Below are 16,695 nucleotides of genomic sequence, written 5' to 3' on the forward strand. Positions count from 1 at the left end.
TCCCAGAAGTTTTCTGCCCCCTCTAATCCTCTGTACGCTCTGTGCTCTCGCGATCACGCTCGTAGTGGTGAGCCAGTGGCAGCGCCGGTAGCCACGACTCGCGGCGAATGGTCCAGAGTTCGTAAGTAGGTTTGAACTGATTAGGCTCATCGAGCGATCCGACGTTGACCTCTACTTCATCTGCCGAACGCGCGAACACCGGAGAACCGCAGCGCGGGCAGAAAAAGCGCCCGTTGTAGTCGCGGGTTTCGCCGGTGACCGTCAACGCATCCTCGGGGAATATGGCCGAGGTGCCGAATAGTGCGCCGTGGCGCTTGCGGCAGTCGAGGCAGTGGCAAATGCCGACGCGGTAGGGCTGGCCTGTCACTTCGAAACGGACATCGCCGCATAGGCAACCGCCAGTCAATCGATTCATGTCACACCTCCGCTTCAGAATTTGAAATTACCGACAGCCCTCACCCTAACCCTCTCCCGGAGGGAGAGGGAACTGACCGAGTTGTTTGCTCGGAATACGCCGACCTGAAATATCGAGTTGAACTCGGGCTCTGGATTACATGGAGATCCGCTCCCTTCCCCCTCGGCCCCTTTGGCGGAGAGGGAACTGACCGCGCTGAATGTGCAAGTTGCACCGACTTGAAATACCGCGTCGAACTCAGGTTTGAAGAGCACAAAGATCGGCTCCCTTTCCCCCTCGCCCCCTTGGGGGAGAGGGCTGGGGTGAGGGGGAAAAATCTCACAGACTCACGCAAAACCGAAAGCCGCCACAAACCGACATTGCACATGTGTAAACGTCATCCGGTTATCGCGTTTAAATCACACAAACCGTTACGCCATCCACCCTACAACACCTTGCGCCGTTACCTACGCGTACGCCAGAATCCGCCGGCTTACACGGCTATGGGCCGGGCTATATCGTTTGCCTGTCACTGCAAAACAGTGATCGGGTTTGGTAGCCCGTCTCTAAGCGTCATGGCTACACCTTGTTCGGTCCCTTTTGGGAACTCGAATTATATGGTGGCCATGCGTGGGGCTCCTTCGGGAGCGCCGGGTTTTCCCGCTTAGACCGGTCTACCAACCTGCGCATGGCCACCACCCTCGTTTGGTAGCGAGTGCGATGGCTCCTTAAATTGCTAAGTGGGAGTTTCATCCATGTTCAAAATCACCCCCAATCCTCCAGACACCGATCCAATCCCTCACGACCCCGCGCTTGACCCGCAAAAGGTCAAAGAAGCCACCGACCGCGCCCTCGACTACTACCTGCGACCCGAAGCACTGGGCGCCCCACCAAGCTCACCCAAGTTTCGCCCGGTCTATCTGGTCGACCCCACGCTGGATGAAGAAACCCTGTTGGTCGAAGCCTGTGAGTCGCTTTCCTACGCCCACTCCATGGCCGGCAACATCGCCAACTCGATAGGCGGCCCGGAGCGTAAACCGCTGCTGGCGCTGCAACAGGTGATCATGCTGAACGAGCTGTTGGTCAATCGCCTGCTGGACAAGCTGCGCATCCCGCAGTAGCCAACACACGGAATGAGTGAGGGGTCCTCTCCCCCTCACTTTCACTCTGCCCCTCGGTCGTTTGATGAGCAGAACTCATCAAGCCATCCCGATTTACCCGTCTAGCCCCCACTAGTCAGCTCTCTTGCTGTTCTCCCACCTGACGGGAGATCAAAATGCACAAGCGCACACTACAGCGTCCATACTCATTTTTTTCCCAGTTGGGACACCGCCATGCCCTCCCCCGAATCCAGCCTTTTGCAGAGCTGGCACGACAACGCTGATGCCTGGATCGAAGTGATCCGCAGCGGCGCCATCGAAAGCCGCCAGCAGGTTACCGATCAAGCGATTCTGCTGGCGATCATGGGCCGGCAGCCGCAGCGTGTGCTCGACCTCGGCTGTGGTGAAGGCTGGCTGTTGCGGGCGCTGGCGGATCGCGGGATTGATGCGGTGGGTGTGGATGGCGATGCGCGGCTTATTGAAGCGGCGCGTTTGGCGAGGGCGGCGCGGGCGGCGCGGGCGCATGTTGCGAGCTACGAAGCGCTGGTCGATGGGAAGGTCGATATCGGTCGCGACTATGACCTGATCTGCGCCAATTTTTCATTGCTGCATCAGGACATTATTCCGCTGCTTGCGGCGATGAATACGCTGCTTGTTCCCGGCGGGGTTTTGGTCATTCAGACACTGCATCCGTGGGCTGTGGCGGCTGGGGATTATCAGGATGGCTGGCGCGAAGAATCCTTCGCCGGGTTCAAGGGCCAGTGGCAGCCGATGCCGTGGTATTTCCGCACGTTGTCGAGCTGGTTGAATGCACTTGATATGGCCGGGTTCCAACTCGTCAGCCTGCAAGAGCCACAACACCCGCAAAGTCAGCTGCCGCAGTCGTTGCTGATGGTTGCCGAGCGCCGCTGAAATTTCAGAAACACCACCCATCATTGTGGGAGCTGGCTTGCCAGCGATGAGGCCGTAACTTTCAACATCAATGCTGCCAGACCCACCGCCATCGCTGGCAAGCCAGCTCCCACAGTGATTTCAGTTGTTCCCGGAATTCGTGGGCACCACAGAAACCTGTGGGATCTATGCAGTTTGCCGGATCATCTGCGGACCACGGACGCGGTACTGCGCCAGCAGGCGCATGACGTAGCCGATCTTGATCAGGGTCGGGCCGAGGATGGTCAGCGAATGCATCGCCACCAGCAGTGCAATCGGCATGTGGCCGTTGTAGAGATACGCGCCGTAGATGCCGGCCAGCAACATGAGCAGACCAGCGACGAGGATTTTGCTCGAAAGATGCAGAACGTTCAGCGGGCTTTCGAAGAACGTGAGCATGGTGGCGTACTCCTGAGCGGTTCGTTTAGGTAAGTTGAGTACATCAAGTCTCGTGCCATATTTTTAATTCAATAGAATCAGTTTGTTGCACGATAACGAGTCAATTTGACACAAGCCGAACATAGTCAATTCGACCCAACACTTTGTCATTACGACTACAGAAAGACACGATAAGAAAGTCCGGTCTGCAGCTCGATGTCTCCGTCGTCGGGATTTCCAATGCTCGGCAATTGTCGATCTACGGCACCGCCAATCGACCAAGGACTGACTACGCTGTAAATCCTGCGTGTCTAACCTGCCGAGGATGACTGCCATGCAACGCTTTCAAAAACTCACGCCCTGCCTGTGGTTCGACGATCAGGCCGAAGCCGCCGCGAAGTTTTACTGCTCGATCTTCGATCATTCGAAAATCACCGGTCTGACCCACTACAGCAAGGTCGGCCAGGAATTTCACGGCAAGCCGGAAGGTGCGGTGATGACCGTCAGTTTCGAGCTCGATGGCCAGACCTTCACCGGGCTCAACGGTGGGCCGATGTTCAAATTCAGCGAGGCGATTTCGTTTCAGGTCAACTGCCAGAATCAGGAAGAAGTCGACCATTTCTGGGGCAACCTGTCCGAAGGTGGCCCCGTCGAAGCCCAGCAATGCGGCTGGCTCAAGGACAAGTTCGGCGTGTCGTGGCAGATCGTGCCAGTGGCCTTTATGCACATGATGCTGGACCCGGACACCGCCAAGTCGCAGCGCGCGATGCAGGCCATGTTCCAGATGAAAAAACTCGACATTGCCGAACTCGAACGGGCCTTTGCCGGCCAGAGCTAATACACTGGCGCCCTGGCCTGCCGGGAATAACAACGATGAAACACGCTGCCGCCAAACACCCTGAAAAAGCCCCGCGTTTCTGGCGCGACGAAGCCCTGCCCTTCATTGAAGCGCGGGCCATCGCCGATGGCCGCGAGGTCTGTTATGCGCGGCATTCTCACGCGCACTTTTCCATCGGCGCGATCACCGCCGGGCGCAGCACGTATGTGCACGAGCAGGCGCAGTTCGACGTGGCGGCAGGCACGGTGGTGTTGATGAATCCGGGCGATGTGCATGCGTGCAATCCGATCGAAGATCAGCCGTGGTCGTACGTGATGCTGTACGTCGAAACACCGTGGCTGACGGATTTGCAGCATCAGTTGGGGTTTGCCAGTGATCTTGAGTTTCGGCGTTTTTCCACCACTCACCTCGACGATGCTGCACTGTTCAATGAGCTGAATGGACTTTATGAAACGTTGATCGACCCGCACCAGGATGTGCTGCGCAAACAGAGCGCAGCGGTAGAGTTTTTCAGTGATCTGCAACTGCGTTTGAACCCCGTCGGCCCCTCTCTGCGCGAGCCGAACTTCAAACTGGAACGTGCTGCGGATTTCATCCGCGAACACTGCACCGAGGTGCTCAACCTCGACGATATCTGTGCGGCAGCACAACTGTCCCCGTCATACCTGATCCGCGCCTTTAAACAGCATTACGGCATGACGCCCCACGCCTTTGTGGTCAACCAGCGCATCCAGTTCGCCCGCGAGCGCCTGCGCAGCGGGCAGTTGATTGCCGATGTGGCGCTGGAAGCGGGGTTTGCCGATCAGGCGCATTTTCAGCGCGCGTTCAAGCAGCATCTGGCGGCGACGCCCGGCCAATATCGCGGCTGACGCTGCCTCTAAAACTCAACACTTCTCCTGAGGGAGCGAGCCTGCTCGCGCCTACAAGGTCTACGGTAGCAATAGGTAGATTGCGCTCAGTGCCAACAGCCCCGCCATTACCCGATTGAACCCGCGAATCCCCGCCGCGTTGCTCAGATACCCACGCAAAAACGTCCCGGCATACGCCCAGCAGCCCACCGATAGATAACAGATCACCAGATACACCGCCGCAAACTGCCACACCAGCCGCGCCTCGCCATCGGCGACAAACGCTCCCATGCCCGCGACACACGCCAGCCAGGCTTTCGGGTTGAGCCATTGCATCACCGCGCCATAGAGCAGCGATGGCGCTCGCCCGGAATCCTTGGCGTTCAACTGTCCATCATCCACAGCCAGTTTCCACGCCATGAACAGCAAAAACGCCACGCCGGCCAGTTGCACCACGCGGGTCAGGAATGGCCAGAGTTTCAGCACCTCGTGCAAACCCAGGCCCATCAGCACCAGCAACAGCACAAACCCCAGCGTCGCTCCGGCAACATGCCGCTGACTGGCACGAAAACCGAACTGCGCCCCGGAACTCAACGCCACAATATTCACCGGCCCCGGCGTGATGGACGCCGCCAGCGCAAACGCCGCCATGGATACAATCAGACTCATCGCACACCTGCTTCAAATCGAGGAACAAGGTGCACACCCTAGCCAGCGCCCTGCTCCCGGTATTGAAGAAAATGCCCCTGACCACACATATCCCTTGTGGGAGCGAGCTTGCTCGAGAAAGCGGAGGGTCATTCAACACTGCATTGCCAGGACGACCCCATTCGCGAGCAAGCTCGCTCCCACATAAAAGCTGTGTTCAGTCCAGGCGCGGCACGGTGAAGCGGAATTCGCTGCCCTGCCCTGGTTCGCTTTCGGCGACGATTTGTCCGCCGTGGGCTTCGACGATGCCCTGGGTGATGTACAAACCCAGGCCGGTGCCGGTCGGGTTGCCTTCCTTCATCGTCCAGTAGCGGTCGAACACGTGCGGCAGATGTTCCTTGGGAATGCCCTCGCCGCTGTCTCGCACCGTAAAGACGATCTGATTGCCAACGGAGGTGGCGTGTACGCCCACCGTGCCCAGGCGCGGGGTGAACTTGATCGCGTTGCCGACCAGATTGGACAGCACCTGAAACAGTCGCTCCGGGTCGGCGTGGATGCGCAGATCAGGGTCCGCCGCAAAGGAAATGCTGATGTCCTTGTCCAGCGCCAACGGCGCAAGCAACGCCTGCGCTTCCTCGAACATCTGCCCGACGTCGAGTTTCTGCGGGGTGATGGAGTAGCGCCCGGCGTCGATTTTTGAGGTATCGAGCAAGTCTTCCAGCAACGTGTTCATGCGTCCGGCAGCCTGCTGCATGGTGTCGATGGCCGTGGAGATCCGCCGTGAAGTATGCGGACCGTCGGAGCTGAACGCCTTCTGCATCATGCCGCAGAGCATCGAGATCACGGTCATCGGATTGCGCAGGTCGTGGGACACCACCGCAACCAGGTCGTCGCGAGCGCGCACTGCTTCCTGCTCTCGGCGCACTTGCCGGGCCAGATCGTTCTCCAGCGCCGAGCGGCGCAGATCGTTGGCGGCGAACACATCGCCGTGGCTCCACTTGGTGGAGATCCCGGCCATCTCGACTTTCCAGATTTCGAACGAAGTGCGCGGGCGCAGACGCAACCCGGCGTCGGAGTTTTCCAGATCCAGCGGCTTGCGCGGGTCACCGCTCCAGTTGATGTTTTCCTTGACCTCGGGGCGGAACCACAGCACGCCGTTGTCCACCGGTTTCGGCAGGCTCATGGCGAGCATGCCACTGGCCACCTGCTGATACTGCGCCGCCGGCGGATAAACGCTGGCCAGGTGATGACTGGCAAACACTGGCTCACCGGACGCCTGCAACCATTTGTGCAAGGCGCGGATGTCGTCCGGTTCCGGGCAGTTGCCGTAGCGGTGCAACTGTTTGTCTTCGATGATCGCAATACCGCCGGCGTTGGTCAGCGCCATCAATGCCTGCGGCTGATTGGCCAGACCGTCGAAGACGTTCTGCGGCGAATCGATCATCGCCTGATTGAGCAGCGCCAACGCCTCGAGTTTTTCGTCACGCTGGCGGCTGATCTCCAGCGCTTCCATGGCGCTGATCTGCAGCGACAGCACCTGGCCAATGGTCTGGCACGCCGCACGCAATTCGTGAGGCACGTGCAGCGGCTCGCGATTGCCGCAACTGATCAGGCCCCAGAGCCGGTCGCCCTTGAGCAGGGAAATGCTCATCGACGACAGCACGCCCATGTTCTTCATGTACTGGCAGTGAATCGGCGACACGCTGCGCAGGGTGGCGAAACTCAGGTCCAGCGGCGTGCCGGTATCCGGGCGCAGCTTCGGCACCAGCGGCACCGGTTGGTAATCGGCGTTGGGGATGATCCGCAGCCAGTTGGTGCGGTACAACTCACGCGCCTGCTCGGGAATGTCCGAAGCCGGGAAGAACAGGCCGTTGAACACCTCCATCGACGGATCGGAGGCTTCGGCGATGACCTGGCCGTGCCCTTCCTCTTCGAAACGGTAGATCAGCACCCGGTCGTAACCGGTCATGGCCTGGATTTCAGTGACGCTGATGTCATACAGCGCCTGCAACGTGGTGGCCGCTTGTAGGCGCTGAAGCATGCGCCCCAGATGGGTCTGTTTGCCGGCGACGTTACGGGGCTGGAAGTTTTCGACGTGGATTTCCAGTTCCAGAATCAGCACCCCTTGGTGACGGTGCAGCAAACCTTCGAACGCGGTGCCATTGACGCTGAAGCGCAGCGGCGGTCCGTCGGACAGTGCCGGATGCAGCAGGGCCTCGCGCACTTGCGTCGCTTCGGCGGCGCCGATCAGGCTTTCGAGTGGCTGGCCGATCAGGCTCTGCGGCGCACGGGCCAGCATGGATTCAACGTTGGCGCTGACCTGAATGATCTCCAGCGCCGGCTCGCTGAGGGTCAGCAGCACGCCGTGGGGCTGGATCGCGCCGGGGAATCGAATCGGCTCGTCGGCGCAGTTGGCCAGCAATTCTTCAAACGTTTCTTTGTCTTGCGGGGTCATGCCAGTACCTCCCGGCGCTCGAGCCAGCGCTCGAAACAGCTGAATGTGGTTTGTGCCGCCGTGACGACAGCTGCGCGCTCCTCGGCGCACATCGGGCGATTGCCCAGGTATTCGATGAACTCCCGCCAGCGGCGACCGGTGGCGGCGCCGTAGATATCGAGAAAGGCCGCACCGTTGGAGGCATCCAGGCCCAGTCGCGTAGCGATTTCCCGGCGCAGGATCTGCCCGCCGAGCGTCGCACCTTCGAGCACATAGAGCACGCCGAGGCCGGCGGCGCTGGAGTCGATCACCGGCAATTGAGCGCACATCGGCAGTTGTTCGAGCGCTTCGGCAGTGCACCCCAGCGCTTGCAGATCGGCGCGCAGCGTCGGGGTTTTGCGTCGTGGGCCGAGATCGAAATCGGCGGGGACGCAACCGTTGATCTGCAACAGGCTTTCCAGTGGCTCATAAAAGCCGTAATACGCCGCCATCAGGCGCTTGAACGCAGGTATATCGAGGCTATCGGAAAAAAACGGCAGACGCTTTTCCAGTGCGATGTGCAGCTCGGCAGTGCCGGCCCGCAGATCTTGCAGCACCGGTGGCACATAAACTTCACGGGCCTTTGCTTGCATGTAAATCGCTCTTGGTGGGGCCACCTGGGGCCGTGCGGGGTGTGTGCATCTGGGGACGAAAGCTTACACGGCAATCGCCCTTTCTGACCGGACAGGCAGTTTTTTCTGCGAAAACCATCACGCTCCGACCTTTCAGAGTTCAGACGATTCACAAAAGTTCGACAAGATTCACTGAGCGTCGGGCGCTGTACCGTGACTCTCGCGCCTGACTGTATGGGGTAGCGCGCTTGCAGCCTGTGATAAAAAACCGCAATCGCTTCTGGAGCCCGCGCCCATGGACCTCGCCACGCTGTCACTGTTTCTGCCCGCCTGTTTCGCCCTGAACATGGCACCCGGCCCGAACAATCTGCTGTCGGTCAGCAATGCCACCCATTACGGCTTTCGCCGTGCCTGCACGGCCGGGATCGGGCGGATTCTGGCGTTCGCCGGCATGATTGCGCTGGCCGGCGCCGGGTTGTCGGTGGTGTTGCAGACGTCGCAATGGCTGTTCCAGGCGATCAAGATCACTGGCGCGGCGTATCTGCTGTACCTGGCCTGGCAATTGTGGCGGGCCAACCCCGACGCCGGGCAACAGGTGACCGGTGCAGCAGCGGGCTTCTTCGCGTTGGCGCGGCAGGAGTTTCTGGTGGCAGCGGGCAATCCCAAGGCCATTCTGCTGTTCACGGCCTTTCTGCCGCAGTTCGTCGACCCGACCCGCCCGGTGCCGGCGCAATTTGCGGTGCTCGGCGTGCTGTTTCTGTTACTGGAATGGATTGCCATCAGCGCCTACGCGTACATGGGCCTGCACATGCGCCGCTGGTTCGCCGAGCCGCGCGGCAAACGTATCTTCAATCGTTGCTGCGCGGGGTTGTTGTCGGCTGCGGCCTCGGCGCTGTTGATGGCGAAACGGGCTTAAGCCACGGACGGTCCTTTGAGTTCGACCTGATTGCCATCCGGGTCGAAGCAGTACAGCGACAGGCCTTTGCCTTCGGCACCAAAGCGTGATTCGGCTTTCGCCACGGTCAGGCCGAAAGATTGCAAGTGCGCGATCAGCACCGCTTCATCGAACGGCTCGATGCGCAGGCAGAAATGGTCAACGTTGCGCCGCTCGGCACCGGCCGCCCCGCCGCCCTTGCGGCCAATCTCGCCGGCCAGGTCGACGAGGTCGATCATCGAGGTGCCGGCGCGCAGGTGCACCAGGCCCAGCGGCTCGTTGCGCTTGACCACGTCGGCGCCAAAGACCTGGCCATAAAACGCGATGCTGCGCGGCAGATCCGCAACGCGCAGGACGATGTGATCAATATGTTGAATCGAAAACGGCTGCATGGGCTGGGCTCCTCACATTCAGCGACCCGGTCATTGTGGTGCAGAATCGAAAAAATTCACTGTCGATTTTTCGGTGGAGCCATCGACAAACTGGTTTTACTCTCGAGCCATGAACATACCGACCGTTGTCCTGCCCCCCCACGCCGAAATGGTTCGTGCCATGCTCGAACGCGATACCGCCTATGAAGGCGTGTTCTTCACGGCCGTGAAAACCACCGGGATCTTCTGCCGCCCCAGTTGCACCGCGCGCAAGCCGAAACCGGAGAATGTCGAATTCTTCGCTCATGCCGATGAGTGCCTGTCGGCCGGCTACCGCGCCTGCCTGCGCTGCAAACCGCTGGACGCGGCAGCCATCGCGCCGGACTGGGTGCAGCGCTTGCTCAAGGCGGTGGACGCCGATCCGGAGCGGCGCTGGAGCGATGCGCAACTGCTCGCGCACAGCATCGAGCCGCTGAAACTGCGGCGCTGGTTCAAACAGCATTTCGGCATGACCTTCCACGCCTGGTTGCGCACACGCCGGCTGGGCGTGGCACTGGGCGGAATCCGTCAGGGCACGTCGATTGATCACGCGGCGTTCGATTCCGGTTATGAATCACTCAGTGGTTTTCGCGATGCCTTCCAGAAGTCATTCCACATCACCCCCGGCCGCGCCGCCCAGAGTGAACCGCTGCTGTTCACCCGGCTGACCACGCCGCTGGGGCCAATGATCGCCATGGCCGAGCGTCGTGGGCTGGTGTTGCTGGAGTTTCTCGACCGCCCGGCGCTGACCCGTGAAGTGGAAGACCTGCAGCACCGTTATGGCTACGCGGTTGCACCGGGGCACAATGCGCATTTGCAGCAGATCGAAGAGCAACTGGCGGCATATTTCGCCGGCAAGCTGAGCGCCTTCAGCGTGCCACTGCACGCGCCCGGCAGCGACTTTGCCCGGCAAGTGTGGGCGGCACTGCAACAAATCCCCTACGGCCAGACCAGCACTTACGGCGCCATCGCCGCAGGTTTGGGCAAACCCGGTGCCAGCCGGGCAGTCGGTCTGGCCAACGGGCACAATCGGCTGTCGATTGTCGTGCCGTGTCATCGGGTGATCGGCGCGGACGGCTCGCTGACCGGCTATGGTGGAGGGCAGCCGCGCAAGGCGTTCCTGCTCAGGCTGGAAAACGCTGCCGTACAGCTCACGCAACAACTGGCACTGTGACGAACCGAATCAACTGACAAGAAGGATTTTTGATGAACGCGCTCGCGACGCCGTTTCACCAGTTGCACCAGCAAGGGCTGCTGATATTGACCAACGTCGCTGACGCCACCGGCGCACGACTGGTCGAACACCTCGGCGGCAAAGCCATCGCCACCAGCAGTGCGGCGGTGGCCTGGGCCCACGGTTACCCGGACGGCAACACCCTGCCCCTCGACCGCCTGGTGTCGACCGTGGAATCCATCGTCCGGGTGATCAGCGTGCCGTTGACCGTCGATGTCGAAGCCGGTTATTCCGATGACCTCGGCCGTGTCGCCGAAGTGCTCGATGCGGTGATCGCGGCGGGTGCCGTGGGCATCAATATCGAAGACGGTTCGGCAGCGCCCGAGCTGCTGGCACGCAAGATCGAACGGGCGCGCCAGGTTGCCGACACACGCAATGTGCAGCTGTTCATCAATGCCCGCACCGATGTTTATCTGAAAAACCTTGTACCGGCCGAAGACCGCGTTGCCGAAACCCTGCGGCGCGCCGCAATGTATCAAGCGGCGGGCGCCGATGGCTTGTTTGCGGCGGGGGTGACGGCAGCTTATGAAATCGAGGCGATCTGCAAGGGCACGCCATTGCCGGTCAACGTGCTCGGCTTCGCTGGCCTGCCGTCGCCCTCGGAGTTGCAGGCACTCGGCGTGCGCCGCTTGAGCGCCGGTTCCGGCATCGCCGAGTTCCTCTACGGCGCAATGGGCGGGCTGGTGAAAAGCTTTCTCGCCACAGGCCAGCTCGACACCCACGGTCTCATGGCGTTGAGCTATGGCGAAGTCAACGGCCTGCTGAAATAGCATGCCCGACACCTACCAGGCGGCCAGCGCGTTGCTGGCCGCGCTCGACCCGGACTGGCACCGACATATCGCGGCCATCGGCCCGTGCCTGCACCAACCGCACCCGACACGCGATCCCTATGAATCGCTGGTGCGGGCGATTGCCTATCAGCAACTGCATGCCAAGGCCGGGGACGCGATTGTCGGGCGGCTGGTGGGGTTGTTTCCCGGGCAGACGTTTGCGCGACCTGAGCAGATCCTGGCGACCGATTTCGAACGCCTGCGCAGTTGCGGGTTTTCCGCCGGCAAGATCGCGACGATTCAAGGGATCGCCCAGGCAACACTGGACGGCGTGGTACCGGATTACAGCACGGCGCTGGTGATGGAGGATGAAGCGCTGATCGAGCGCCTGGTCAGTTTGCGCGGCGTCGGCCGCTGGACCGTGGAGATGTTGTTGATCTACGGCCTGGGGCGCATGGACGTGCTGCCGGCAGATGACTTTGGTGTGCGCGAGGGTTATCGGCGACTGAAGGGACTGGAAGTGCAGCCGACGCGCAGGCAGATGATCGAGACCGGCCTGGCATGGAGCCCCTATCGGACGGTGGCGGCGTGGTATTTGTGGCGGGTGCCGAAACCGCTGCCCTCGCCCTGAGGGAGAGGGAACTGATGGGGGGGATATTGGAGATTTACGCCGACCTGAAATAGCGCCTCTGAATACATGATCGCCAGGACTTGATGGGGCAATCCATAATCGACCCGGTTTTTCAGGTCGATGGATAACGCAAGACATCGCGGTCGGCCCCCTCTCCTCCCGGGAGAAGGCCGGGTTGAGGGTCATCTGTTCACAGCCCGGACTTCAACCGACTGAACGCCCGGATCAACGCCCGATTGAAGGCTTTGCCGTTGTCGTTTTTGCTGTACAGCGTGGCCCTGACGTCGGCCGGGGGATACGTCCCCGGATCATTGCGAATCGACGCATTGACCAGGCCGTCCGCCGCCGTGATCGCATTGGCGTAATGAATGGTGTCGGTAATCGGCGCGATCACCTCCGGCGTCATCAGATAATCCATCAACGCGAGCCCGGCCTGCGGGTGCGGCGCGTCCTTGGGAATGACCATCGCGTCAAACCAGATCAACGTGCCTTCTTTCGGGATGTGGTAACTCAGTTTGAACGGTTTGTTCGCCGCCTCCGCCTGCCCTGCCGCAATCGCCACATTGCCGTTCCACGACATCGCCACGCAGGTGTTGCCATTGGCCAGGTCGCTGATGTTCAGGTCGTTGTCGAAGTAGCGGATGTACGGACGGATCTTCGCCAGTTGCTGCTCGGCGAGTTTCAAGTCGTCGAGGTTCTGCCGGTTGATGTCCAGGCCCATGTACTTCATCACGGCGGCGAACACTTCGTTAGGATCATTGAGCAGACTGACTCCGCAATCGGCAAATTTTGCCACCACGGCCGGATCGAACAGCATCGCCCAACTGTCGGTCGGCGCATTCGGCAGGCGCTGCTTGATCGCCTCGTCCTGGTAACCGACGCCGGTGGTGCCCCAGGCGTAGATCCCCGCATAGCGATTGCCCGGATCGAACACCGCCATGTGCTGGCGAAACTCATCACCGACCCCGGCAAAGTGCGGCACCCGCGCCTTGTCCAACGGCTGGATTGCGCCGCTCTCGATGGCCCGCGACAAGTGCTGGCCGGCAGTCAGCACCAGGTCGTAACCACTGCGCCCGGTGAGCAGTTTGGTCTCGACGGTTTCCAGCGAGTCAAAGTGATCGGCGACCACATGAATGCCGGTTTTCGCTTCAAAATTCTTCAGTGTGTCCGGTGCCAGGTACTCGCCCCAGATGTACAGGTTAACCACCGGTTTGGCGGAATCGGCGGCCTGCACACACAGGGGTGCAAGCACCAGCATTAACGCTTGAGTCAGTTTGTGCAGGCCCATCATCACACCCCCTTGCCGGCGTATTGCGGCATGGTGATGCAGGCGACGTTGCCACCACCGAGCAGGATTTCCCGGGAATTTTCGATGCCGACGATCTTGTGCTGCGGGAACAGTTCGGCGAGTGTCGCCAGTGCCACCTGATCGTTGCGGTCACCGAACAGCGGCACCACGATCGAGCGGTTGCCGGCGTAGTAGTTGATGTATGACGCACAGATTTGGGTGCCGGCCTGTCGAGTGTGGGTACTGTCCTGCTGATCGAGGCCTTCGGCTTCTTCGGCGGTCCACTCCAGTACGTCCGGTTGCGGCAGTTTGTGCACGATCAACTCGCGGCCCCGGCTGTCACGGGTGCGGCGCAGGATGTCGTAGGCCTCCTGATAGATTTCCCACTGCGGGTCATCGCGGTTGTCGGTCCATTGCAACACCACTTCGCCGGGACGCACGAAGCAGGCGAGGTCGTCGACATGGCCGTCGGTTTCGTCGAACTTGCAGCCCCGTGGCAGCCAGATCACCTGTTCGGCACCGAGGTAATCGGTGAGGCGTCGGGTGACTTCGTCCTTGCCCAGGTGCTGGTTGCGATTGCGGTTGAGCAGGCATTGCTCGGTGGTGAGGATGCTGCCCTGGCCGTCGCTCTGGATACCGCCCAGTTCGGCAATCAACGGCGCGCGGTAACGGTCGAAGCGCTCGATTTCGAGGATCTTGCTGGCGATCTGGTCGTCCTTGTCCCAGGGGTAATACAAGCCACCGTCGAGGCCGCCGTAGGCGTTGAACTCGAAGTCGACGCCGCGCACTTCGCCGCTCTGATCGTTGACGACAAAGCACGGACCGCTGTCGCGGAACCAGGTGTCATTGCAGGTCATCTCGACCACGCGTACCTGCGGCGGCAACTGCCGGCGGGCGGTGGCGAATTGCGCGGCAGAGGCGCACACGGTGACCGGCTCACTCTGCGAGATGGCGCTGACGATCTGCACCCAGACTTTCTGCGCCGGCTTGGCGCCGTTGCGCCAGACGTCGGTGCGCTCCGGCCAGCCGAGCCAGCAGCCAGACTTCGCTTCGAATTCGCCGGGCAGACGGAAGCCGTCCTGTTTGGGGGTGGAGTCGAGCAAACGTGCCATGGTCAAACCTCGTCTTCGGGTTGGGAATGACCACAGGCTAAGGGCGCAGGCGCTGCGCTCGCCAACGATGATTATTACGGAACAGTTGAATTCAACTCATCAATCGGCCAGTTGATCGTTGAACCATTCGAGCATCTGCGCCACCGCCGGACGCTCCAGACGCACCCGTTCGCAGACCAGCGCGTATTGACCGAGGGCGGTCATGCTCGACGCGAAGGGTCGCACCAGTCGCCCGCTCTGCAAATCCTCCTGGGCGGTGAGGTTGTCGCCCATCGCCACGCCCTGCCCTTGCGCCGCCGCTTCCAGGGCCAGCCCGGCATGGGCGAAATACAACTGGCGTTGCGGCCGCTGATCGCCGGCGTGGCTAGTCAGCCAGGCGGTCCAGGTCTTGCCGTCCTGATCATCGTGCAGCAGGCAGTGACGGGCCAGATCCCTTGGCGTTTTCAGGTTGCCCTGGTTGAACAGTCCGGGGCTGCACACCGGGAAAAATTGCAGGTCGGGCAGCGGCCGGACGAAATACGCACTGCTGTCCACCGGACCGGTGCCGTAGGTGATCGCCAGATCAATGTCTTCCCCGGGCGCCGCAGCGTCGATCGGTTGTTCATAGAGGTGCAAGGTGATGTGCGGGTAACGCGCATAGAAATCGGTGAGACGGCTCATCAACCATTTCTGCGCGAGCTCCGCGGTGACGGCCAGACGCAACACCGCGAGCGAGGATGGGTCGCGCAATTCATCACAAGCGTCGCCGATCAGTTCGAAGGCCTGCTGCAGGCTTTGCATCAGGCGTCCGGCAGCGATGGTCGGGCGAATCTGCCGGCCTTCGCGGATGAACAGCGCGACGCCGAGTTGCTCTTCGAGCTGGCGGATTTGATGGCTGACGGCGCTGTCGGTGACACACAATTCCGCCGCCGCCCGGCCGAAATGCGCGTGACGGGCGGCGCATTCGAAAGTGCGCAGGGCGGCCAGTGAGGGAAGTCTTCGCATGGGGCTGGTCCGTTTTTTGTAGGTCATGCTGACGGGGCCGGAGGTGCGCGTCCAGCCCTTATGCCCTCACCCCAGCCCTCTCCCAGAGGGAGAGGGAGCCGATCGCGAGATATTGAGGATGTACGCCGACCTGAATGTGCGTGGGTGAATCCATGATCGACTGGTTTTTTCAGGTCGATGGAGAACGCAAGACAACCCGGTCAGCGCCCTCTCCCTCCGCCATACACACGGGAGATATTGAGGATGCACGCCGACCTGAATGTGCGTGGATGAATCCATGATCGACTGGTTTTTTCAGGTCGATGGAGAACGCAAGACAACCCGGTCAGCGCCCTCTCCCTCCGCTACACACACGGGAGATATTGAGGATGTACGCCGACCTGAATCTGCTTCGGTGAATCCATCATCGACTGGTTTTTTCAGGTCGATGGAGGACGCAAGACAACCCGGTCAGCTCCCTCTCCCTCCGGGAGAGGGCTGGGGTGAGGGGCTTTTGACTGTATCGCACTGTATACCCCGAAGCCGCAGACACACCCCACGCAAAATCCCCCACCCCGCCGACACATCCCCGATACACCTCAAGGCTGAAATACCCCGGTCGATTCAACTGGCCCGACTCACCGGAGATGCATCATGACCACAACCCTCTCAACCGCCATCAAAGGGCTGCACCTGAACCTCGACCGCGCCGGCACCTGGCTCGCCCCCCTGACGCTGCGGCTGTTTATCGCCTGGGAGTTTTTCGAGTCGGGGCTGGAGAAATTCAACGGGCAGAACTGGTTCGAAGACATCCAGGCGCGCTTCCCGTTTCCCTTCGATCACCTGCCGGCGTCGCTGAACTGGGAGCTGTCGATGTGGGCCGAGCTGATCGGCGCGCTGGCGATTCTGTGCGGTTTCGGCACACGGATTTCGGCCCTTGCGTTGATCGTGGTGACCGTGGTCGCCACCGCCGCCGTGCACTGGCCCGCCGACTGGTCGACGCTGAGCGAACTGGCGCAGGGTTACGCGATCACCAACAAGGGCTTCGGCAACTTCAAGCTGCCGGCGATTTATCTGGCTGCGCTGCTGCCACTGCTGTTCGCCGGTGCCGGCAAGCTGAGCGTCGATGCGTGGCTGGCGCGGGTGTTCTGGCAACGCCACACCCGCTGAGG

18 protein-coding genes are annotated in these 16,695 nt (G+C 61.1%); 9 read left to right on the forward strand and 9 right to left on the reverse strand.

Annotation, left to right across the window (positions count from 1 at the left end; genetic code table 11):
• Window positions 1-22: 22 nt before the first annotated feature.
• On the reverse strand, window positions 23-415 hold the full coding sequence (locus tag ACXX9E_RS22015; protein ID WP_458556182.1) for a GFA family protein: 393 nt from the start codon (window positions 413-415) through the stop codon (window positions 23-25).
• A gap of 734 nt (window positions 416-1,149) precedes the next feature.
• On the opposite strand from ACXX9E_RS22015, the gene ACXX9E_RS22020 reads away from it, so the two are divergent.
• Together ACXX9E_RS22020 and ACXX9E_RS22025 are read left to right on the forward strand one after the other, a co-directional pair.
• Window positions 1,150-1,515 (forward strand): DUF6124 family protein, encoded by a 366-nt coding sequence (locus tag ACXX9E_RS22020; RefSeq protein WP_458556183.1) that lies wholly within the window; start codon window positions 1,150-1,152, stop codon window positions 1,513-1,515.
• Window positions 1,516-1,728: 213 nt separating this feature from the next.
• On the forward strand, window positions 1,729-2,406 hold the full coding sequence (locus ACXX9E_RS22025) for a class I SAM-dependent methyltransferase (RefSeq protein WP_458556184.1): 678 nt from the start codon (window positions 1,729-1,731) through the stop codon (window positions 2,404-2,406).
• Between the two features lie 165 nt (window positions 2,407-2,571).
• Here the strand turns inward: ACXX9E_RS22025 and ACXX9E_RS22030 are convergent, their stop codons facing one another.
• A complete protein-coding gene (locus tag ACXX9E_RS22030; protein WP_457237283.1) occupies window positions 2,572-2,823 on the reverse strand; it encodes a transmembrane sensor/regulator PpyR in 252 nt (83 codons plus the stop codon).
• A gap of 313 nt (window positions 2,824-3,136) precedes the next feature.
• Here ACXX9E_RS22030 and ACXX9E_RS22035 point away from each other — a divergent pair, with 313 nt between their 5' ends.
• Together ACXX9E_RS22035 and ACXX9E_RS22040 are read left to right on the forward strand one after the other, a co-directional pair.
• Window positions 3,137-3,640, forward strand: coding sequence for a VOC family protein (locus ACXX9E_RS22035; protein WP_122844415.1), 504 nt, complete (start codon window positions 3,137-3,139; stop codon window positions 3,638-3,640).
• A 35-nt stretch (window positions 3,641-3,675) separates the two neighbouring features.
• Window positions 3,676-4,509: a helix-turn-helix transcriptional regulator gene (locus ACXX9E_RS22040; RefSeq protein ID WP_458556185.1), complete on the forward strand. Its 834-nt coding sequence runs from the start codon at window positions 3,676-3,678 to the stop codon at window positions 4,507-4,509.
• Between the two features lie 60 nt (window positions 4,510-4,569).
• On the opposite strand, the gene ACXX9E_RS22045 is transcribed toward ACXX9E_RS22040, so the two are convergent.
• From ACXX9E_RS22045 to ACXX9E_RS22055, 3 genes are all read right to left on the reverse strand, one after another.
• A complete protein-coding gene (locus ACXX9E_RS22045; protein ID WP_458556186.1) occupies window positions 4,570-5,157 on the reverse strand; it encodes a LysE family translocator in 588 nt (195 codons plus the stop codon).
• A gap of 196 nt (window positions 5,158-5,353) precedes the next feature.
• Window positions 5,354-7,591, reverse strand: coding sequence for an ATP-binding protein (locus ACXX9E_RS22050; RefSeq protein WP_458556187.1), 2,238 nt, complete (start codon window positions 7,589-7,591; stop codon window positions 5,354-5,356).
• Window positions 7,588-8,202, reverse strand: coding sequence for a biliverdin-producing heme oxygenase (locus ACXX9E_RS22055; RefSeq protein ID WP_322374908.1), 615 nt, complete (start codon window positions 8,200-8,202; stop codon window positions 7,588-7,590). The genes ACXX9E_RS22050 and ACXX9E_RS22055 overlap by 4 nt, the downstream gene beginning before the upstream one ends.
• Window positions 8,203-8,476: 274 nt before the next feature.
• On the opposite strand from ACXX9E_RS22055, the gene ACXX9E_RS22060 reads away from it, so the two are divergent.
• Window positions 8,477-9,097, forward strand: coding sequence for a LysE family translocator (locus tag ACXX9E_RS22060; RefSeq protein ID WP_458556188.1), 621 nt, complete (start codon window positions 8,477-8,479; stop codon window positions 9,095-9,097).
• On the opposite strand, the gene ACXX9E_RS22065 is transcribed toward ACXX9E_RS22060, so the two are convergent.
• Window positions 9,094-9,507, reverse strand: coding sequence for a VOC family protein (locus ACXX9E_RS22065; RefSeq protein WP_123462751.1), 414 nt, complete (start codon window positions 9,505-9,507; stop codon window positions 9,094-9,096). The two genes, ACXX9E_RS22060 and ACXX9E_RS22065, sit on opposite strands and share 4 nt — an antisense overlap.
• 109 nt (window positions 9,508-9,616) lie before the next feature.
• Here ACXX9E_RS22065 and ACXX9E_RS22070 point away from each other — a divergent pair, with 109 nt between their 5' ends.
• The 3 genes from ACXX9E_RS22070 to ACXX9E_RS22080 are packed head-to-tail and all read left to right on the forward strand — an operon-like array spanning window position 9,617 to window position 12,160.
• Window positions 9,617-10,699, forward strand: coding sequence for a bifunctional transcriptional activator/DNA repair enzyme AdaA (locus tag ACXX9E_RS22070; RefSeq protein ID WP_186744153.1), 1,083 nt, complete (start codon window positions 9,617-9,619; stop codon window positions 10,697-10,699).
• A gap of 32 nt (window positions 10,700-10,731) precedes the next feature.
• Window positions 10,732-11,529: an isocitrate lyase/PEP mutase family protein gene (locus tag ACXX9E_RS22075; RefSeq protein WP_458556189.1), complete on the forward strand. Its 798-nt coding sequence runs from the start codon at window positions 10,732-10,734 to the stop codon at window positions 11,527-11,529.
• A gap of 1 nt (window position 11,530) precedes the next feature.
• Window positions 11,531-12,160, forward strand: a complete 630-nt coding sequence (locus tag ACXX9E_RS22080; RefSeq protein WP_128615577.1) for a DNA-3-methyladenine glycosylase family protein — start codon at window positions 11,531-11,533, stop codon at window positions 12,158-12,160.
• A 190-nt stretch (window positions 12,161-12,350) separates the two neighbouring features.
• On the opposite strand, the gene ACXX9E_RS22085 is transcribed toward ACXX9E_RS22080, so the two are convergent.
• The 3 genes from ACXX9E_RS22085 to ACXX9E_RS22095 form a co-directional block, all read right to left on the reverse strand.
• A complete protein-coding gene (locus ACXX9E_RS22085; protein WP_123462743.1) occupies window positions 12,351-13,448 on the reverse strand; it encodes an extracellular solute-binding protein in 1,098 nt (365 codons plus the stop codon).
• A gap of 2 nt (window positions 13,449-13,450) precedes the next feature.
• Window positions 13,451-14,560, reverse strand: coding sequence for an agmatine deiminase (gene aguA, locus ACXX9E_RS22090; RefSeq protein WP_458556190.1), 1,110 nt, complete (start codon window positions 14,558-14,560; stop codon window positions 13,451-13,453).
• A 99-nt stretch (window positions 14,561-14,659) separates the two neighbouring features.
• Window positions 14,660-15,544, reverse strand: a complete 885-nt coding sequence (locus ACXX9E_RS22095) for a LysR substrate-binding domain-containing protein (RefSeq protein ID WP_429540783.1) — start codon at window positions 15,542-15,544, stop codon at window positions 14,660-14,662.
• A gap of 633 nt (window positions 15,545-16,177) precedes the next feature.
• Here ACXX9E_RS22095 and ACXX9E_RS22100 point away from each other — a divergent pair.
• A complete protein-coding gene (locus tag ACXX9E_RS22100; protein WP_222832645.1) occupies window positions 16,178-16,693 on the forward strand; it encodes an HvfX family Cu-binding RiPP maturation protein in 516 nt (171 codons plus the stop codon).
• Window positions 16,694-16,695 lie beyond the last annotated feature (2 nt).

It is taken from the genome of Pseudomonas sp. GNP014, from assembly GCF_054344005.1.